The 19,109-nt window shown below is 69.2% G+C and carries 20 protein-coding genes; 6 read left to right on the top strand and 14 right to left on the bottom strand.

Going from position 1 to position 19,109, the window contains the following annotated elements:
• The first annotated feature begins 1 nt into the window (after nucleotide 1).
• Both B0F77_RS02430 and B0F77_RS02425 read left to right on the top strand, forming a co-directional pair.
• Nucleotides 2–649, top strand: coding sequence for a response regulator (locus tag B0F77_RS02430; RefSeq protein WP_086661086.1), 648 nt, complete (start codon nucleotides 2–4; stop codon nucleotides 647–649).
• 16 nt (nucleotides 650–665) lie between these two features.
• Entirely contained in the window at nucleotides 666–1,487 is an 822-nt protein-coding gene (locus B0F77_RS02425) for an alpha/beta fold hydrolase (protein WP_158102570.1), read from the top strand.
• Between the two features lie 21 nt (nucleotides 1,488–1,508).
• Here the strand turns inward: B0F77_RS02425 and B0F77_RS02420 are convergent, their stop codons facing one another.
• Nucleotides 1,509–2,036 carry a CAP domain-containing protein gene (locus B0F77_RS02420; protein WP_086661084.1) on the bottom strand — a complete coding sequence of 176 codons (528 nt, stop codon included), beginning with the start codon at nucleotides 2,034–2,036 and terminating at the stop codon, nucleotides 1,509–1,511.
• Nucleotides 2,037–2,160: 124 nt separating this feature from the next.
• On the opposite strand from B0F77_RS02420, the gene panB reads away from it, so the two are divergent.
• Both panB and pip read left to right on the top strand, forming a co-directional pair.
• Complete coding sequence (panB, locus tag B0F77_RS02415; protein WP_086661083.1) at nucleotides 2,161–3,015, top strand: 3-methyl-2-oxobutanoate hydroxymethyltransferase; 855 nt, start codon at nucleotides 2,161–2,163, stop codon at nucleotides 3,013–3,015.
• A gap of 109 nt (nucleotides 3,016–3,124) precedes the next feature.
• Complete coding sequence (gene pip / locus B0F77_RS02410; RefSeq protein ID WP_086661082.1) at nucleotides 3,125–4,066, top strand: prolyl aminopeptidase; 942 nt, start codon at nucleotides 3,125–3,127, stop codon at nucleotides 4,064–4,066.
• A gap of 60 nt (nucleotides 4,067–4,126) precedes the next feature.
• Here pip and B0F77_RS02405 read toward each other — a convergent pair whose 3' ends face one another.
• From B0F77_RS02405 to B0F77_RS02350, 12 genes are all read right to left on the bottom strand, one after another.
• Entirely contained in the window at nucleotides 4,127–4,552 is a 426-nt protein-coding gene (locus B0F77_RS02405; RefSeq protein WP_086661081.1) for an RICIN domain-containing protein, read from the bottom strand.
• A 50-nt stretch (nucleotides 4,553–4,602) separates the two neighbouring features.
• Complete coding sequence (locus tag B0F77_RS02400; protein WP_086661080.1) at nucleotides 4,603–5,364, bottom strand: helical backbone metal receptor; 762 nt, start codon at nucleotides 5,362–5,364, stop codon at nucleotides 4,603–4,605.
• Nucleotides 5,364–6,029, bottom strand: a complete 666-nt coding sequence (npdG, locus tag B0F77_RS02395; protein WP_086661079.1) for an NADPH-dependent F420 reductase — start codon at nucleotides 6,027–6,029, stop codon at nucleotides 5,364–5,366. Before npdG ends, B0F77_RS02400 begins: the two co-directional genes overlap by 1 nt.
• A 61-nt stretch (nucleotides 6,030–6,090) precedes the next feature.
• Complete coding sequence (locus B0F77_RS02390; protein WP_086661078.1) at nucleotides 6,091–7,488, bottom strand: RNB domain-containing ribonuclease; 1,398 nt, start codon at nucleotides 7,486–7,488, stop codon at nucleotides 6,091–6,093.
• Nucleotides 7,489–7,522: 34 nt separating this feature from the next.
• Complete coding sequence (locus B0F77_RS02385) at nucleotides 7,523–7,717, bottom strand: hypothetical protein (RefSeq protein WP_086661077.1); 195 nt, start codon at nucleotides 7,715–7,717, stop codon at nucleotides 7,523–7,525.
• On the bottom strand, nucleotides 7,714–8,187 hold the full coding sequence (locus B0F77_RS02380) for a hypothetical protein (protein WP_086661076.1): 474 nt from the start codon (nucleotides 8,185–8,187) through the stop codon (nucleotides 7,714–7,716). The genes B0F77_RS02385 and B0F77_RS02380 overlap by 4 nt, the downstream gene beginning before the upstream one ends.
• 18 nt (nucleotides 8,188–8,205) lie before the next feature.
• Nucleotides 8,206–9,204 (bottom strand): C40 family peptidase, encoded by a 999-nt coding sequence (locus B0F77_RS02375; protein ID WP_169730873.1) that lies wholly within the window; start codon nucleotides 9,202–9,204, stop codon nucleotides 8,206–8,208.
• A 2-nt stretch (nucleotides 9,205–9,206) separates the two neighbouring features.
• Complete coding sequence (locus tag B0F77_RS02370; RefSeq protein ID WP_086661075.1) at nucleotides 9,207–9,806, bottom strand: hypothetical protein; 600 nt, start codon at nucleotides 9,804–9,806, stop codon at nucleotides 9,207–9,209.
• Between the two features lie 12 nt (nucleotides 9,807–9,818).
• Complete coding sequence (locus B0F77_RS02365; RefSeq protein ID WP_086661074.1) at nucleotides 9,819–11,693, bottom strand: hypothetical protein; 1,875 nt, start codon at nucleotides 11,691–11,693, stop codon at nucleotides 9,819–9,821.
• Complete coding sequence (locus tag B0F77_RS02360) at nucleotides 11,690–14,554, bottom strand: ATP-binding protein (RefSeq protein WP_143466533.1); 2,865 nt, start codon at nucleotides 14,552–14,554, stop codon at nucleotides 11,690–11,692. The genes B0F77_RS02365 and B0F77_RS02360 overlap by 4 nt, the downstream gene beginning before the upstream one ends.
• Nucleotides 14,529–14,996: a hypothetical protein gene (locus B0F77_RS02355; RefSeq protein WP_086661073.1), complete on the bottom strand. Its 468-nt coding sequence runs from the start codon at nucleotides 14,994–14,996 to the stop codon at nucleotides 14,529–14,531. Before B0F77_RS02355 ends, B0F77_RS02360 begins: the two co-directional genes overlap by 26 nt.
• A 3-nt stretch (nucleotides 14,997–14,999) precedes the next feature.
• Nucleotides 15,000–15,278, bottom strand: coding sequence for a hypothetical protein (locus B0F77_RS02350; protein ID WP_169730872.1), 279 nt, complete (start codon nucleotides 15,276–15,278; stop codon nucleotides 15,000–15,002).
• A 415-nt stretch (nucleotides 15,279–15,693) separates the two neighbouring features.
• Here B0F77_RS02350 and B0F77_RS02345 point away from each other — a divergent pair, with 415 nt between their 5' ends.
• The gene (locus tag B0F77_RS02345; RefSeq protein ID WP_245847777.1) at nucleotides 15,694–15,957 is read left to right on the top strand and encodes a hypothetical protein; all 264 of its coding nucleotides are present in this window, start codon (nucleotides 15,694–15,696) and stop codon (nucleotides 15,955–15,957) included.
• A 39-nt stretch (nucleotides 15,958–15,996) separates the two neighbouring features.
• Complete coding sequence (locus tag B0F77_RS02340) at nucleotides 15,997–17,481, top strand: ABC transporter permease (protein WP_086661071.1); 1,485 nt, start codon at nucleotides 15,997–15,999, stop codon at nucleotides 17,479–17,481.
• Here B0F77_RS02340 and B0F77_RS02335 read toward each other — a convergent pair.
• Nucleotides 17,478–19,052 (bottom strand): DUF6345 domain-containing protein, encoded by a 1,575-nt coding sequence (locus tag B0F77_RS02335; RefSeq protein ID WP_086661070.1) that lies wholly within the window; start codon nucleotides 19,050–19,052, stop codon nucleotides 17,478–17,480. The two genes, B0F77_RS02340 and B0F77_RS02335, sit on opposite strands and share 4 nt — an antisense overlap.
• Nucleotides 19,053–19,109: the final 57 nt, after the last annotated feature.

The following is a 19,109-nucleotide window of genomic DNA, read 5'->3' as shown; positions in this document are numbered from 1 at the left end:
CATGCGCATCGTGATCGCCGAAGACGACGCTCTGCTCCGCGAGGGGCTGACGTTGTTGTTGCGCAACGAAGGCCTGGACGTAGTCGCGGCCGCGGACAACCCGGACGACTTCCTCGCGGCCGTCGCGGAACATGAGCCGGACATCGCCGTTGTCGACGTGCGGATGCCACCGACGTTCACGGACGAGGGGCTCAAAGCGGCCGTGGAGGCCCGACGGCGACACCCGAAACTGGCCGTGCTCGTCCTCAGCGCGTGGGTCGAGCAGAGTTACGCGCACGAACTGCTCGCGGGCACCAACGGCGGTGTCGGCTATCTGCTCAAGGAACGCGTCGGCAAGGTCGCGGACTTCCTCGACTCGCTGCACCGGGTTGCGCAGGGCGGCACGGCGCTCGACCCCGAGGTCGTGTCGCAACTTCTGGTGCGGCGCAGGGCGGACGACGCGCTCAGCGTGTTGTCACCACGGGAGCGCGAGGTGCTCGGGCTGATGGCGCAGGGCCTGTCGAACGCCGCCATCGGCGAGCAGCTGGTGATCAGCGCGGGCGCGGTGCACAAGCACGTCGGCAACGTGTTCCTCAAGCTCGGCCTGAACAGCGAGGACGGCGCCGGCGACCGCAGGGTCCAGGCCGTGCTCGCCTACCTGGACCGCTGAGCCCGTGCCGTCGACCATGATCCCCACCTCGGCCGGCCGGGTGCACGTCATCACCTCCGGGCGGCCTGACCTGCCGGTGGTCGTGCTCAGCTCGGCGCTGGGCGGGGCCTGGTTCGACTGGGACCGGACCGTGCGGCTGCTGGCACCGCTGGCACGGGTGATCGTGTTCGACCGGCCGGGGCTCGGGATGAGCGGGCCGGCCCGGCGCGGTCCGTCGCTCGCGCGGGAGGTGGCCGTGCTGGACGCGGTGCTGCGCGGGATTCCGCGGGCGGTGCTGGTCGGGCACTCGATCGCGGCCATGCACGTCGAGGCCTATGCCCGGCTGCGGCCGCATCGGGTCGACGGGGTCGTGCTGCTCGATCCGGACACCGAGACGCCGGGAGCGGGAGCTTCGTTCGACCCGGCGGCGTTGATCGCGCAGGGCATGCGGGCGTTCGGCAGCCGTTGGCTCGGCGCGCGGATCAGCCGGCGGTACGGGCACGCGGTGCGCAACCTGCTGACCGCGGTGTCGACGCTGGGTGTCACCGATCCCGCACCCGCTGACCTGGTCGAACTCGTCTACCGGCGGCCCGGCGTGGGGCGGGCGGCGCTGTGGGAGCTCGCGTCGTACCCCGGTCAGGTGGCGACGCTGGAACGGCTGCGCAAGCGTCGTGAGCTGCCACGGGTGCCGTGGCTCGTGCTCACGGCAGGACGAAAGGTGTGGCCGGAACACAGGGCGTTGGCCGCCCTCGTGCCGTGGGGGCGCAACGTCCCGGTGCCTGGCAGCCGGCACATGGTGCAGATGGACCGGCCGGACGCCGTGGTGATGGCCGTCCGGGAGGCGCTCAGAGGGCTGTGAGGCCCCAGAGGTCTGTGAGGCTCAGTACCCGAAGTTCTGGGTCCAGTACGGACCGCCTCTGCCCAGATCGACGCCTACTCCCAGGGTCCTGAACTCCGCGTTGAGGATGTTCGCGCGATGCGGAGGACTGTTCATCCAGGCGGTCATCACCGCGTGCGGGTTGCTCTGCCCGCACGCCACGTTTTCCCCACCGGGACTTGGGTAGCCGGCCGCGCTCATGCGCTGCGACGGGGTCACACCGTCCGGGTTGACGTGGGTGCAGAAGTTCCGCGCGGCCATGTCCTTGCTGTGCTTCCTGGCGGCGGCGCGCAACCGTTCGTCGCTGCTCAACGGCGACAGACCGGCCTTCTTGCGGACATCGTTCACCAGCCTGAGCACGTTGTCCTCGTGATCGGACTGGATGGCCTGGCTCCTCAGCGCCGGCCGCACGACGTCCGGGACGTCTGGGACGTCCGGTTCGAGAGCAGGCGCCGAGTCGATCCGTCCTGGACTCGGCCGGAACAGGCCGGCCGAGTCGGTACGTCTCCGCGGCAGATGACTTCCCGGCATGTGTGTGACGGTAACCGCATCTCCCTGCCGTTTCCGGCTAACGGTGTCACCCTGGTCTTCGGCAACCGTGCACAAGCGCCCGGGGACCTGCGAAGGCGGGCCTCGAGGAAAGGAACGGTCGACGATGACCAATGCCGAAGTTTCTGCGCCTTACGGCAGCGGAGCGGGCCAGAAGGCGCCCGCCAAGCGCGTTCGTGTTCATCACCTGCGTGAGATGAAGGAACGCGGCGAGCCGTGGCCCATGCTCACCGCGTACGACACGTACACCGCCTCGATCTTCGACGAGGCCGGTATCCCCGTTCTGCTGGTCGGCGACTCCGCGTCGAACACCGTCTACGGCCACGACACCTCGCTGCCGGTCACGGTGGACGAGCTCGTGCCGCTCGTACGCGCGGTGACGCGCTCGGTCAAGCGCACTCTCGTGGTCGCTGACCTGCCGTTCGGCTCCTACCAGGTGTCGGTCGAGCAGGCTGTGGCGACGGCGATCCGCTTCATGAAGGAAGGCCAGGCGCACGCGGTCAAGCTGGAGGGTGGCGCCTACTTCGCGCCGCACATCCGCGCGATCACGGCCGCGGGCATCCCGGTCATGGCGCACATCGGCTTCACCCCGCAGTCCGAGCACCAGCTCGGCGGCTACCGCGTGCAGGGCCGTCACGAGAACCACGACCAGGTGGTCCAGGACGCTCTCGCGGTGCAGGAAGCGGGCGCGTTCGCGGTCGTGCTGGAGATGGTGACCGCCGAGGTCGCGAAGCAGATCACGCACGACCTGGTCATCCCGACCGTCGGCATCGGCGCCGGTCCGGACACCGACGCGCAGGTGCTCGTCTGGCAGGACATGATGGGCCTGAACCGCGGCAAGGCGCCCCGGTTCGTCAAGCGCTACGCGGACATCGGCAACATCATGCTGGGCGCGGCCACCGAGTTCGCGAACGAGGTGCGCGGGCACCAGTTCCCCGGTCCCGAGCACACCTTCCACTAGTTCGGTTTCGCAGCGGGCCCAGACCTCCGGGTCTGGGCCCGCTGGCATGAACGTCCCAGTGGTCGACATCTCCTTACGTGATCCGCGCCCTGTGTCCGACGATAGGCCCATGTACCCGGAGATCGAGCCTCACGCGTCAGGCCACCTGGACACCGGCGACGGCAACCTCGTCTTCTGGGAGGAGTGCGGAAATCCCGACGGCAAGCCCGTCGTCTTCCTGCACGGTGGCCCCGGCGGCGGCTGCTCGCCGTCGCACCGCCGGCTGTTCGACCCGTCCGCCTACCGGATCATCCTCTTCGACCAGCGCGGGTGCGGGCGGTCGCTGCCGCACGCTTCGACGTCGGGCGATCTGTCGTTGAACACGACCTGGCACCTCGTCGCGGACATGGAACGGCTGCGGGAGTCGCTGGGGATCTCGCGGTGGCAGGTGTTCGGCGGCTCCTGGGGTTCGACGCTGGCGCTGGCCTACGCCGAGAAGCACCCGGATCGTGTCGCGGAGCTGGTGCTGCGCGGGATCTTCACGCTGCGTTCGTCCGAAGTGGACTGGTACTACCGCGGCGGGGCGGCGAATCTCTTCCCGGACCTGTGGGAGAGGTTCACGACGCCGATCGCCGGACTCGACGGTGATCCCGTCGAGCTGTACGCGAAGTTGCTGGCCGACCCCGACCCCGAGGTGCACGGACCGGCCGCCGTCGCGTGGAGCACCTGGGAGGGCGCGACGGTGACGCTGCTCCCCCGGCCCGAGCTGGTGGCGGAGTTCGCCGTGCCGGAGTACGCGCTGGCGTTCGCGCGGATCGAGAACCACTACTTCGTGAACAACGGGTGGTTCGAGGAGGGGCAGCTGATCAGGGACGCCGCCCGGCTGGCGGACATCCCCGGCGTGATCGTGCAGGGGCGGTACGACGTCGCCACGCCCGCGATCTCCGCATGGGACCTGCACAAGGCGTGGCCGGGTTCGGAACTGGTGATCGTGCCGGATGCCGGGCACGCGTACGACGAGCCCGGCATCCTGGCCGCATTGCTGGCAGCTACGGATCGGTTCCGCGACTAGTAGTGCTTTGTCGGNNCGATTACATCGGCTCGTAACTACAACCAACTTGCAGGTGCAGCATTAGCGCAGGCCGACCCACTTCGCGCTCGACGTCGTGCACGTCGCGACGGTCACCGACGCGGTCAGGCACTTTCCGTTGGCCGCGTTGCGGAACTGGAACGACGAGCCGGTGGTCGGGACGCGGCGCCAGCGGGTGCTGCCGGAGCTGCAGGCCTGGCCGAGGACGTCACCGGCGGCGGTGGCGCCGAGGCACTTGTCGGTGGCGATGTTGTGCGGCCAGTCCACGTTGTCGGTGATCGGCACGATCCAGCGCTGCGCGTCGGACGTCCTGGTGCAGGGCTGCAGAACCACGTTGGTGCCGGTGTCGGCGAGACAGCGGCTGGTGCCGGACAGCTGGTACATGACGACCGGCTCGGCCGAGGCCGGGACGGCGGTCAGGGTCGTGACGGCGGCGGCGGTGGCGATGATCGCGGCTAGTTTCCCCATGGGCGAGGATCTTGGCAGCGCTCCGGGTTTCGCGAATCCACCTGTGGTTGTCAACCCTGGCCGTAGTCCAGGGCTCGTTCGAGGCTCGCTCGCGCTTCCACCAGCGACGGGCCGTACCACGTCAGGTGTCGGCCGTTGACCAGCGCATAGGGCAGCCCGGGGAAGCTTTCCGGGCCGTCTTCGTGGGTGAACACGTACGGCTCGTCGGGCAGGATCACCAGGTCAGGGCGCTTGTCGTTGAGCTCTTCGAGGCTCGGCCGCGGGTAGCGCTCCTCGTGTGAGGCGTAGACGTTCTCGATTCCCAGGCGCCGCAACACATCGGTGGCGAAAGTATCGCGACCGACGACGACCCACGGACGCCGCCAGACCGGGATCAACGCGGTGAGCTTCGCCGGTTTCGTCTCACGCCACAGGTCTTCGGCCTGGGTGAGCCAGCCGGGTTCGAGGTCCCAGGCCGTGGCGAACAGGCGGCGCAACGACTTCAGCGCCATCGGCACGGTCGCGGGCGCCTCGGTCACCCAGACCCTGATGCCGTTGGCGCGCAACCGGTCGACGTCCTCGGCGCGGTTTTCCTCGGAGTTCGCGATGACGAGGTCCGGATCGAGGTCCATGACCTTGGCGACGTCCGGGTACTTGGAGCCGCCGACCCGTTGAACGTCCAAATCGGACGGATGGGTGCAGTAGTCCGTGGCACCCACGAGACATGCGTGCACGCTGACCGCGACGGCCTCGGTGATCGACGGCACCAGGCTGACCACGCGCCGGGGCTGGTCGACCGGCACCGGCTCACCGAGGTCGTCGACGGGAAGCATCAGACTCCTGTGATCTTCAGGCCCGCGTGGGTCTTGTAACGGCGGTTGATCGCGATGAGGTTCGCGGTGAACGCCTCGACCTGGTGGGCGTTGCGCAACCGGCCGCCGTAGACGCCGCGGAAGCCCGGCACCAGCTCGGCCAGTTCGCGCACGGTGTCGGTGGCCTCGCGGTCGTCGCCCAGGACCAGCACGTCCATGTCCACTTCGGGCACGTTCAGGTCGGCGAGCAGCACGGCTGACACGTGGTGGAACGCGGCGGTGACGCGCGACTCCGGCAGCAGCAGTTCGGCCTGCTGGGCGGCACTGCCTTCGGTGACCGGCAGCGCGAACGGCCCCTGCTTGTCGAACCCGAGCGGGTTGACGCAGTCGATGACGATCTTCCCGGCCAACTGGTCGCGCAACGACGCGAGCAGGTCGCCGTGACCGTCCCACGGCACCGCGACCAGCACGATGTCGGAGTCGGCCGCGCAGTCGGAGTTGTCCGCACCCCGCACGTCGCCGCCGGCGACCTCGACGATCTCCTTGGCCGCCAGCTCGGCCCGCTCGGCGCTGCGGGACCCGATGATCACCTTGAGGCCCGCCTTGGCCCAGCGGATCGCGAGGCCCTTGCCCTGGGCTCCGGTTCCGCCCAGGACGCCGACGGTGAGGTCACGAATGTCTGTCACCCGTGCATCTTCACACGGCTCGCCGAGTGCGGGCTGTGCAACGTGACCTTGCGCTCGATGCTCACACCGCCGTGAACCGGACGCGCCGCTCGGCGGGGTCGGCTTCGTCCAACCGGACTCGAATCCTCTCGCCTTCCGGCAAGCGTTTGCCGGCGCACTTGGCCAGCACCGGCGGGTCCGCGATGAACACCTCGGCGTCGTTGTCACCGGACCGCAGCACGACGGCCTCGAACTCCTGCCCCACGCGTCCGGCCAGCACCCAGGCCTCGACCTGGTCCAGCGCGGCCCGGTCCACCTTCGAGGCCAGCGAGTCCGAGGCGCCCATCAACGACGGGAGCTGCGGCAACGCCTCAGCCAGCCAGGAGGGCAGCTCCTCGCCGGCCGTGATCGCCAAACAGACCTCGGTGGCGAAGCGGTCGACCAGGCGACGCAGTGGTGCCGTCACGTGTGTGTACGGCGCGGCCACACCCGCGTGCGTCACAACCTCGGGAACGGACCCGTTGAACGCCGTGTAGCCCGCGCCGCGCAACAACCGTGTGGCATCGGTGAACAACGCCAACGCCTCAGGGGTCGAGGCATCCAAACCGGCCAGGAAAGCACCGGGCGAGACGTCCGCCGGCCACGGCACCTGCAGCGCCGCAGCGGACTTCCGCAGCGTCGCCACGGCCTGCGCGTCCGGATTCGGCAGCGTGCGGAGGATGCCGCAGCGGGCCTCGAGCATGATCGACGCGGCAGCCATGCCGGTCATCAGCGAGATCTCGGCGTTCCACGCGTCGACGAGCGCGCGGGGCCGGGTGACGAGCTTCCAGCCGGAGCCGTTGGACTCGATCTCCTGCTCGGGCAGCTGGAGTTCGATCGCCCCGCGCTCACGGGCCAGCGCGCGCCGCAGCGGGCCGAACTCGGCCAGCGCCGCCACGGACGGGTGCGGGTTGCCGGCGTCGAAACTCGCCTGCACCGAGGCGTAGTCGAACTGGGCCTGCGAACGCACCAGAGCCCGCCGCACCTCGACCGAGACGGGTACGCCGTCAGCCGAGCAGGTGAAGGTCCACAGCACCGAAGGCCGCGTCACGCCCGGCAAGAGAGAGGCCGCGCCCTCGGACAACACGGTCGGATGCAGCGGCACGTTGCCGTCGGGCAGGTAGATGGTCTGACCGCGCTGACGTACCTCAGCGTCCAACGCGCCGCCGGGCGTCACGAACGCGCCGAGGTCGGCGATCGCGTAGTGCACGACGAAGCCGTCCGCCGTCCGCTGCACACAAAGGGCCTGGTCCAGGTCCTTCGCACCGGGTGGGTCGATCGTCACCAGCGGGATGGAGGTGAGGTCGGGGCGGTCTCCGAACGAACGGGAGACCGCCGCCTCAGCCTCGGCCAGCACGGCGGCGGGGAACGCGGACCGCAGTCCGAACTCGTCACGCAAGCCGTCGAAGGCCAGGTCAGCACGGCCCGTGCGGATCACCATTGCAGCCACCCGCACAGACTAAGGACTCAGACGTTCAGTCCTCGTCGTCGCCGCGCCACTTCTTGTCCGACTCGTCGGCAGCGCGAGTCTTTTCGCGGGCGATCTCCAAAGCCCGAGCTGCCGTGGCCTGGTCCGGATAGGGCCCCATCCGGTCACCGCCTTTGCAGCCCTTGCCCTGCTCGACCGTCTGGTGGGTGAGGCAGTAGTACCAACCACTGGTGTCGCTCATACTCGTTCGCCTCCCAAAGGCGCCGGGAATCCCCGCGGCGGCGTCGACTGGTTGGCGTTGGCGTACTCCGAGGGGATCGGATCCAAACACGAGACCAGAACGGTCCGGTCCTCGGCGTTCTCGATCTTGCGTCCGGACCGGTCACGGTAGACCAGCGACCCGTCGGAGTCGATCTCCATGATGGCGCCGACCTCGGCAAGCTGTTCCTCGTCGAGGTCGGCGAGTTTCTCGTAGCGGGACGGCACCACCCGGTAGATCGGCCACTTGAGGTGGCCGTAGGTGCGGTGGAACTCGGCCAGCAGGTGTGTCAGGTGCTGCTGCCATGGCAACGGCATCGCTTCCGCCAGCGCACGCGGGATGACCACGTAATCGGCGGACACACCCGGAGCACCAGCCGCCATGTAGTCACGCACTGGTGTGCTCGACGCGGGCGGTCCGGAAGGCCTCGGGATGGGGTCGTGGTTGAACATGCAGCGCCTCCCCGCGATCTACACGCCCGGCCGGACGGCCAGCGGCATCAACTCTTGATAATTCCAGTTGATCTTGGAGATCTTCACGACGTCACCCGTCTGGGGGGCATGGATGTACTCGTCGTTGCCGAGGTACATGCCGACGTGGTGGACAGATCGCGGATCCGCTGTGTTGTAGGCCCAGAAGAGCAGGTCTCCGGCCTGGGCCTCGCGCACCGGCAGATGGGCGCCGCCCTGCTCGTACTGGTCGTTCGCCACCCGCGGGATCTTCACGCCGGCCGCCGCGAACGCCTTCACCAGGATGCCGGAGCAGTCCCACGCGTCCGGGCCGTTGCCGCCCCACAGGTACGGCTCGCCGAGCTGTTCCCTGGTGAACTGGATCGCGATGCCCGCCGCGTTCGACGCCAACAGGAACTGGCCGGCGCCCGCACCGCAGCCGGCCGGGTCGGTGATCTGGCCCAGCTCACCCAGCAGGAACGCCGCCATGGCCTCCCAGTTGTGGTAGCGGTCGGGGAAAGCCGACCGTTCCACCGCCTGCGCGGAGTCGCCGGGCCGCTTGTTCTCCCAGTCCGGCACCTTCTGCAACACGTCGTAGAACTTGTTGATCGCGTACGTCGGGTCGGTCACCTCTGCCGGCGAGCCCCAGCCCATCGACGGACGCATCTGGAAGATGCCGAGCGAGTCGCGGTCGCCGTAGTTCAACGGGCGCAGGCCCGACTCGGTCATGCCGGCCTGGATCGCGATCTGCCACGCGAGCGGCGGCAGCTTGCGCTCCTGGCCGATGGAGATGATGCGCGCCACGATGTTGCGCTGCTCGTCGTTGAGGCGCGACGCGTCGTGCCGGCCCTTGTCGCCGCCGCCCGCGTCCCACGGTCCGATGGCCGCGTTGCAGCTCATCCGCACGAAGTTCTGGCCGGCGGGGTTCGTGGAGTTGCTGACCACCTGCGTCACGCCGGAGGTCGCCACCGCGATCACGACGACCGCGCCGAGGGCTCCGAGCAGCAGCATCCACCGCATCGTCAGTCCGCCTTCGTGTAGCCGTTGACCCGCCACTCGTTGCTGGGCGAGAGTTTGATCAACGTGATGACGACCTTGCCGATGTCCGTCCCCACCTGGAAGTCGGCGGAAGAGACGGTCGACCGCTTGGGTGCGACCTTCTCGGTGATCTTGTCCGGCACGTTCTTCGGATCAATGGTCGCCATCTGCGCGAGGAACTCCTCCGTCGTGTACGGGCGGAGCTGCGCGAGCCACTTGTTGACGTCGTTGTCGGGCGGCGGCTTGATCCAGTTCTCCGCCCACAGCTCGGCGACCAGCTGCGCGTCGGCGGCGGGCGGCGCGGCGGAGGCGGCGTTGGTGGGCGGCGGCAGCTTGGTCGGCAGCGACACCCCGCTGGACGGCAGCTGCCCGACCTGGGTGCCCTGCGACGACGTCGGCGTCCCGCCCGCGGTCGTCTGCCCGGCGGGCTTGCGGTCGAGCACCCTCGGGATCACCACGCCGAGCGCGACGACCAGCACCACGAAGATGACGATCGAGGCGGCCAGGTGGCGCGGGGAGCGCAGCGGCCAGCCCCACAGCCTGCGGTAGACCGCGGCACGGCCGCGGTTGGTACGGATCGGCACCTACGCCTCCCTTCAGTTGTCCCTGACTTCGAAACCGCGCGAAGGTCGGTAGATCACGTGCACCGGACGTCCCGCCACCACTTCCGTCTCGGCCCGGCGAGGTTCCTGCACCGGCCCCTGATAACCGTTGGAACGCGACGGCACGAGCACCGAGTCGTCGACCCGGTCCCACTGCCGGTCCGTGACGGGCGGGCTGTCGACCACGCGCGACCGGCCGACCGGCAACGCCGCCGGGCCCGATCCCCCTGGCAGCGCACCCGCACGCACGCCGTAGCCGTCCCCGCCGCTGACGATCTGTCCTGGCTGGGAGTCGCGGTCGAGCCGTTGCGCCGTCGCCATGACCGGGCTGGAGGCCTCCGGGCGCACCCGGCCACGGCCGCGCTGCGGGACCTGTTCGCCGTCGATGTCGTTGTCCCGCACGGAGTCCCAGAACTCGTCCTGCGGCGTCGGGCCGGTCGGCTTCTTCCTGCCCACCATCTTCGACCAGATGCCACCGCTCATCGGCAGCACGTTGCCCGCGGAACCGACCGACATCTCGACCATCTGCCACATGCGGCGCAACGGTTTTCCGATGACGAAGCAGACCAGTGTCAGCATCAGGCCGAGCAATGTCCTGGTGAGCAACGAAAGCCCGGTCGCGTTGAAGATCGCCTGCAGCAGCAACGCGTGGACACCCGCGAGCACCGCGAGCACCAGCACGTTGAACACCGTCACGGCGGCCGCCCGCGCGACCTTGCGCAGCAGGTCGTGGTGCAGCAACGCGACGAGACCGATGAGCGGTCCGGCCAGCGTCAGAATTCGCAGCAGCAGCTGGGCCAGCAGCACCGCGGCCTTCGCGAACAACTGGAACAGCGAGAACGCGATGGCCTGCAGCAGTGACAGGAAACCGGCGCCGGTGCGGCTGCCGTCGGTGCCGTCGAAGTAGCCCTTCGCGGTGCCGAGCTGACCTTCCAGGGCCTTCCACTCGGCCTTCTTCGCGGTCAGCGCCGCCTGGTCCGCGTCCTTGTGCTCGGCGATCTCCGCCGTCGTCCAGGCCTGGGCCTTGAGGATGCGCGGGCCGTACTCGGCGGCCTGCGGTGCCTCAGGTGTGCCGAACGCACCGCGCAGCCAGCTCTGGTAGACGACCGCGTCGTGCAGTTTCGTCGGCAGAACGTGAAGTGTGCCTTGCTCTTCCGGTGCCTCGATGAACCCCGCCTGGATCTCGGAAGTCTTCGAGACCAGCGTGTTGTCGAGGAGGTTGTAGAACTGTGGCAACGCCAATGTGGACGTTGCCAGCCACATCCCCGCCAACGCCCAGAGCCCGCGTTTGGAGATCGTGGCGAAGTCGCCGGTCCAGATCTGCCGGAACATCAGGATCGCGAGGATCAGCGCGACCAGTCCGAACCAGCGCAGGTAGACGTTGTCGTAGACCTTCTGCACGCCGTTCTTCACGGCGTCGTCCAGCGGCACCAGCAGACCGCGGCCCATCACCGTGTAGTGCAACGCGTTCGTGGCGCCGACGATGTTCTTGCCGACGCTGAACAACTCGTTGCCCGCCCACGTGTCGAGCGTGGCGCTGGCGTTCGGGATGGTGCAGCTGGACTGGTAGTAGTGCCAGACCATGCCCGCGTAGCCGTAGTCGAGGTACGGCGAACCCGGCAGGCCGTTGCCGACCGGCGGGTCGAGCGCGCCGACCATGCCCGCGCCGGGACGTTCGGGGTTCGGCGGGTCGCCACAGGCCTGCGCGTGTGCCGGCGCGCCGATCACCACCTGCAGCGCCAGGATCACGGACACCGCCATGACCGAGCGGGACTTCGCTGACGTGCCCGAATAGAATATTTTTGGGCCGAACCGCCGCCTTGCCCAGAGCAAGGCGGCGATCGCGAGCACGATCGTCAGCGCCGTCATGCGGCGCCGCCGTGGTGGCGGTTGGTGCCGTCACCGTGGCCCACCAGGTGGGCCTCGTCCTCCGTCAGTCCGAGTTCCATGTCCGCCGCCAGTTCGTCGTCGATCTCGTCGGGCACGTAGGCGGGCGGCTGGGCAGCCGCGTGCTCGTCCGTCGGCACGAGCTCACCGTTGCCGTTCGCGTTGCCGCGCTTGGCATCGGGCGTCGTGTCGAGGGCGTTGCGCAGGTGTTCGAGGTGCGGGCCGCTGAAGTCGATGCGGATCCGCTCCACGCCACCGGCGCCGTCACCGAAGATGAACTGCCGCGGCGCGCGGTCGCGTTCGGTCGCGGTGCGCTCGCCACCGGGGCGGCGGCCGAGCGACGCGACGACCTGCTCGTACCCGGCTCCGATCGGAACCTTGAGCAGCCGCAACGCATCTGCCTGGGCCTGGTCGTCGTCGAGCCGGCCGACGAAGACCGAGTCGAGCAGTGCCACGAAGCCCTGGATCCTCAGGAAGTCGGCGGGGATCTGGGACGAGAGCAGCACACGGACGTTCCACTTTCGCGAGTCACGTGCGAAGCGGTTCATCAGCACGCGACCGGTCGGGACCTCCGAGAGGAAGAACGCCTCGTCGATCCAGACGCCCTTGCGCTGGTCCTTCGGCCGGTCGTAGATCGACCGCTGGGTGAGCCAGGCGGCGAGGTTCAGCATCTCGACGCCGAGCGATTCGGCGTCCGTCCAGTGCTCGCGGCCGACGCCGTCCTTGGGCAGGTTCAGGCCCGCCATCGTGAGGACGGTGAGCCGGTCGTCGCGCTGCTCGTTGTACGGGTCGTCGTTCTCCTCGGGGATCAGCAACGACATGCGCTCGCGCATCTCGTCGAGGAAGTCCGCGACCACGACGGCGTGCTCGTGGTGTTCGGACGCGTCCCGGCGCAGCGCCTCGAAGACGAGACCGGGGTGGGCGTCGAAGCGGCCACCGACCGTGCGGACGGCACGCAGCAGCACGATGCGCGTCTGCGGCAGGCGCGCGACCTCGAACGGCAGCAGACCCGTGAGCACGTCCAGCACCAGACGACGACGGGTCGCCGCCGCCAGTGCCTTCTCGCGGCGCCAGGCCCGTTCGGGGTCGTCCTCGTCGAGGAAGTGCTCGATCATCGGCTCGGCGACCACCCGGTACGGGTTGAGGATGCCGGGCTGGGCGTTGAGCAGGTTGATCGGCCGCGCGTACGGCCGCAGCTCCGGCAGGTCGCAGAGTGCCGACAGCGGTCCGGACGGGTCGAGCAACGTCCAGTGCGCGCCGGCCCGCAGCGTCTTGTAGACCATGCCGCCGCCGAGGAACGACTTACCGGCACCCAGACCCGCGACCATCGCCGTCAGACCCGAGGCGTCCCGGAGTTCCTGCGCCATCCACGGGTCCCACGCGACCGGGCGGCGGGTGGCCGTGACGGTCTCGCCGAGCAGGATGCCGCGCCGGTCGCCTACCTCGGCCGTGGCGGTGGGCACCGCACTCGCGGCCCACAACACGCTGCCGCGGCGCAGGTACGCGCTGTTCGACAGCGGTTCGCCCGGAATGAACTCGCGGGCGATCGCGTACTGGGCCTCGGGGTGGTCGATCGCGATCTTCGGCTTGTACAGCTCCAGCAGCGACTGGGCGAGCCGGAGCGCCTCACGCTCGGTCGGACCGCTGACCGCGAGCCGCCACCAGCTGCGCACCCGGGTGCCGAGAGCGGTGAAGCCCGACGTCATCTCGTCGTCGATCTCCAGCACGCGACCGGCCTGGCGGGCCAGCGACTGCGGCGGTTCCAGCTCGTGCTCGTCGGTGTAGTGGCGGACCTGCGAGCGCACCTTGCTCATCTGCCGCGACAGCTCGCCCGAGACTTCTTCCGGCCTGCGCACGTAAATACGAGCGGACCACTCGACACTCGCGGGGAGCCGGTCGGCGCGCTGCACCCACGGGTCGTCGACCTCGGGGATCTGCAGGCCGTGCATCAGCCCGACGGTGAGCACCGCGACGTGCCGCTTGATGCCCGCGTTCGAGCCGGTGCGACCGCGCACGGTCACCGTCGGCGAGTACGGCTCCTGGTGGAAGTCCGCGGCGTCGGTGAACGACGCCAGGTCCTCCGGTTCCCAGGCAGCGCCCGGCACGGCGGGCAGGTTGCGCGGCGCGGGCAGGCCCAGCGAGCACGACCTGTGCATCAGCCAGGACATCTCCTCGGCCGTCGCGGGACGGCCTTCGAGACCCGCGGACCCGATCACCTGGTCGAGGTGCTCGACCTCGGAGTCGAGCGCGACCAGTTCGGCGTCGACGGCGTCCGGGAAGACCTTGCGCAGCACGGGAGCGGCGCGTTCGACGGCGCGGTCCATCATGTTGCGGGTCTGCACCTGGACGCCCAGGTAGACCTCTTTCTCGGCCATCGAGCGGCCCATGAGCTGCTGCTGTTCGCCGATCATGTAGTCGTCGAACGACAGCGTGCCGGGGGTGTCCGGCAGGCGCTTGACGGCGTTGTGCACGTGCGCCTCGGCCCACATGCGGATCGGGTACGGCCGCGTGGTGACCCGCAGGTGCATCCAGCGGCCCTGCAGCTCGGCGTACTGGCCCGCGATCGCGGCGATCAGGTCCTGGCGCTGCGAGTCGCTGCGGAACGACCAGCGTTGCGGCGCGAGCCGGTACCAGGCGTAGACCTCCTGGCCGGTGCGCAGCAGGTGACCGTCGATGCTGCGCGCGGCGATCGACGGCGTGTAGCTCGGCACGGCCTGTTCGCCGGGCAGGCGACGGCCGCGCTTCGAATACGCGGCCCGGTCACGCTCGCGCGGGTCCGCGGCGGCGTGCTGGGCGATGTGCTGGGCGGAGCGACGGTCACGGTCTCGCCGGCGTCCGAACACCGCGAACCTCCTTCTTACGGCTGGCTGACGTCCGGCGTTGGGCCTGCTGTCTCGCCCGTTGTTTCTTGCTCAACTTGGGACGAGGCCGCTGCGGACTGACCCGGATCCGGGCGGCACTGGCCGCTCCGCCGGTGCTTGCCGTGCGCTCTCGAGGTGCGGTGAGCTCGCGGACCCACATCGACGCCACGGCCGTGAGCGGCCGTTCGTGACTGATCCGCTGGGTGATGAAGCGCGTGAGGATGATCGTCGCGACGAGGGCCCACGCGGTCGAGAAGAACCCGAACCCGATGCCCATCTGGCGCTCGATCGTGAGTACGACGAGGAAAACGACGATCCCGACGCCCCACGCGACGTATCGCGCGCGCCAGGGAAAAGTCGCTTTGGGCGGGCCGAGCCAGACGGCGTCGACCCGGTAGACCTCGTCGTCAGTGCGGACCCGCACGTGTCAGCCTCCGACGAACAAACCGGCGAGCCACTGGCCGATGTTCTTGCCCGCGTCGGTCGTGACCGCGAGCCCGATGATGGCCAGCGCGACGATCACACCGCCGAGGCGGCGCATGACACCCGCGTTGTCACCTTTGCCACCTCCGAGCCAGAGCAGCAGTAGCGCGACGGTCAGCAGGAGCAGCGGGACGATGTTGCCCAGGATCCAGTCGCGGACGTTGCTTGTGCCCGGGGCCTGCGGCTGCTGCTGAGCGAGTGTCACCAGGTCCATGGCGGTCATTTGGTACTCCAGAGTGCGCTCGGGCTTGCGCTACGAGTAGAACACGAGTTCGTCACGACGTGTGAAGCTGTTGGAGCGGGCGGTAGATCATCTGGCCGTTCCCTCTGGGAAAGATTACGTCTAATCTGGCCGACACATCATCACTGAGGAGACGTCAGTGGGGAACACCAGGACCAAGATTCTCTCCGTCGCTGGCAATGTTCACCCGACTGCGAACGCCCTGGTCACACACAGTGCGTGCGTCTCAAACATGCGCACGTGTCCACCCATGTGAACGCCCAGATCGGCCGGTTCGCGACCCCGCCGCGGGTACGGTCCGGAGCGACGACTCCGAGGAGATTCGCCGATGCTCGAACCTGACCTCGTGCCGGACGGAAGTGTGGACGGAATCACAGCCTCCCCTAGTGCTCCAGGCGTGATCGAGCCTACCGGGGAGCCTCCGCAATCCCGGCGCCGGGTCCAGCGGACGATCAACTTCGACCGGTCCGTGCTGGAGCGCGCGCGTGCGGCGGCCACCTATCTGGCTTCTTACGAGCCTCAGGCGGGGGTGCGGTCGCTGGCCGACATCGTGAATCCGGCGGTGCTCGCCTACGTGACGGAGTTGGAGGAGCTCTACAACGCCGGGGAGCCGTTCCGACCGGTGTTGAGGATGCCTTCGGGGCGCCCGGCCAAGCGGTGAGTCTTCACAAACTTGTGAATGATGTGTAGCTTCTGAACCATGTTACGGTTCCTGCTGCGTCGTGACCGCGTGGTGCTGGGGGCGTGGGTCGCGCTCATCGCAGGTGTGGTTCTCAGCGTCACCGCCCAGTACGGCCGGATGTTCCCCACTCAGGAGGCGGCGCTCGCCTTCGCCCGTGACGTGGCGGGCAACGCGGCACTGACCGCGTTCACCGGACAGCTCATCGCGCCGACGTTGCCCGGCCTGATCATGTGGAAGATCGCCGACGTCGCGTTCACGCTGACCGCGTTGATGGCGGTGCTGACGGTGGTGCGGCACACCAGGGCCGAGGAGGAGTCCGGCCGCCAGGAGCTGCTGCGCTCGACGCCGGTCTCCCGGCTCGCGCCGCTGGCCACCGCGATCGGCCTGGCGATGGGCGCGAGTCTGCTGACCGGTGTGCTGGTGGCGATGATCGGCGGGATCCGGTTCGGGGCCGCGGTGGCCGCGCCGGGTCTGGTGTTCGCGGCCGTGGCCGGGGTGGCGGCGCAGCTCACCGAGCGTTCGTCGACGGCTCGGCTGATCGCGTGCGGTGTGCTGGGCGTGACGTACGGGGTGCGGTTCGCGGCGGACGGCAGCGGGGTGCTGTGGCTGCGCTGGTTCTCGCCCACCGGGTGGAGCCACCTCGCCCTGGTGTCGGGATGGGTGCTCGTGGTGCCCGTGCTGGCCGCCGCGGGGTTGACGGTCCTCGCGTTCTGGCTGAACCTGCGCCGCGACTTCGGGGCGGGCGTGGTCGCCGCGCGGCCGGGGCCCGCCGGTGGGGAGGTGGGCCTGCCGTGGCGGGTGCACCGGACGCAGCTGATCGGGTGGACGGTGGCGTTCGCACTGGCCGGAGCCACGATGGGCCCTGTGGCGGCGGGGATGCACGGCACGATCGACGGCGCCGCGCCGGTGATGCGGGAGTTCCTGCGGCGCTACGGGTCCGGCGAGATCGGGGACACGTTGCTGTGGATGGTGCTGGTCAGCCTGGGCGGGACGGCGGCGTTGTTCCCGGTGCTCGCGGTGCTGCGGATCCGCGCGGACGAGACGAGCGGGCGGGCGGAGCTGCTGCTGTCCACCGCGATGGGCCGGATGCGGTGGACCGCGGGGCATCTCGCGGTGGCGGTGACGGGCACTCTGGTGATGATGACGGCCGCCGGACTTGCCGCAGGGCGTGGTGATCTCCAGGTGCTGACAGCGGCGTTGCTGCAGGTGCCGCCGGCGTTGGTCGTCGGTGCCGTGGCGATGCTCGCGGTGGGGTTCGTGCCACGCGCGGCGGCGGCGATCTCGTTCGTGGTGTGGCTGGCGGTCAACATGTTCGGTGAGATCGTGGGGCCGTCGCTGGGGATCCCCTACGAGGTGGCGAACCTGATGTCACCGTTCCACTTCCTGCCACGCGTGCTGACCGGGGAACAGCTCACCGCCGCGCCCCTGTTCGGGCTCGCGGCGGTGGCTGTTGTCCTCGGTTCACTCGGGATGGTGCGGTTGAGGGCGCGGGACCTCGGTTAGGAGGCGCCGGAGATCCGCCAGAACCAGCCGCTCGGGAGCAGGTCGGGGCCGACGGGGCCCTTGCCGTGGAAGTAGTCGTCGATGTTGACGTACTCACCGGTGTTGTACTTGTAGACGCCCATCGTGGCCCACCGCACGGAGGCCGGCTGCGTGTCGATGCTGGCCTGCGCCCACGCGTCGCGGACCTTCATCGGCTTGTTCCACCACAGGAACGGGTTGCGCCACATGTAGTGCCCGAACTTGCCGCCGTGGTTGGACGAGTTGTAGCTGACCGTGGTGAAGCTGTTGATCTGGTGCAGGCCGCGGAAGGCCTGGCCCCAGCGCTGCGCCCACGTCTGGCCGCCGGTGACGTCCTCGAGGATCTGGCAGGTGAAGAGGCTCATCCACTCGACGTCGTTCTGGCCCCAGCGCGCGTCGGTGTTGGCGAGCTTGGTGTCGTTGTGGTTGGAGCAGCCGGTGAAGTAGAAGCCGGTGCCGGAACCGTGACCCTGCCAGTAGGTCAGGTCGACGTCGTCGGCCCAGTGGGTGTCGTCGCCGCCGGCGAACGCCGGGTCCTTGAAGTCGCTCTCCCACGCGTTGCCGTCGAGCCACTTGAAGTTCCGGTTGATGCCGTGGGCACCGGCCTCGGCGTCGAAGCTGTTGACGTTGGCCACGGTGTTGGGCAGGCCGGAGCAGTTGCCGGTGCCCTCCATGCCGACCTCGCGGATCTCCTGGGCCTGCAGGGTTTGTTCGCGCGGCGGCTGCGGCTCGGTCGGCTGGGGCAGCTCGGCTCCGACCGCCGCGGGCAGGGTGATGGCCTGCGCGGTGCCGGTGTCGGCGTTGCCTCCGGTGCACCGGAACGAGGGCTCGATCCGGTCGACCTTGTCCTCCAGCGACGGTGCCACGTACACGTAGTCGGCCCTCGCCTGCGAGCCGAGGAACTTCGAACACAGCTGTGCGCCGGTGGCGAGGTCGTACACCTTGACCGAGCCCGCCTGGCCGTAGGTGCGAGCGGCGTGGCTGACCGACGTCACGCCCTGCGCGTCGAAGGACACGCGGATGTTCGCGCCCTCACCTTCCAGGGGGATGCCGCCGAGCTGGAACGTGTACGACACCGCCGTGTCGAGGTTCGCCGTGACCGCGCTGCGCCCGTTGGGGTCGGACAGCTCGAACGTCGTGTACTGCGCGGTGGGCGTCGCGTTGTCCGGCAGCACGCCCGCTGCCCTCAGGCCTTCCTGTGCCCGCTTCGCCGCCTCGTCGGTGGGGATGGCCTTGATCCTCTTGAGCGCGTCGAGGTCGAGTGCGGTCAGCGTCGTGGGCTCGCCGTCCTCGTCCGGCTTGCCCTGTCCTTTGTCGACGGTGGGCACGAACTGGTAGCGCTGCTCGTCGGCGAAGCTCACCGCGCCGAACTCGGATCTCTGGACGTCCTTGAGCCCGAAGGCTCTCTGCAGCTTCTGGGCCTGCTCCTGGTCGAGACCGGAGCTCTTCACCCCGTAGACCGGCAGCTCCGTCGCGTCCGCGGTCGCGACCCCGACGGCTCCGGCGGTGACCAGGCTGGACAGGGCCAGCACCACGGTCAGCTTGCGTTGCATGTCTCTTCCCTCCCTTGGGGACGACCGGCTGCAGGGGCCGGCCGTCTGACAGGAGGA

Origin of the sequence: Lentzea kentuckyensis, from assembly GCF_002150765.1 — a bacterium.
In the GTDB taxonomy this organism is placed as follows: Bacteria; Actinomycetota; Actinomycetes; order Mycobacteriales; family Pseudonocardiaceae; genus Lentzea; species Lentzea kentuckyensis.
This window is presented reverse-complemented; position numbering and strand designations above follow the sequence as displayed.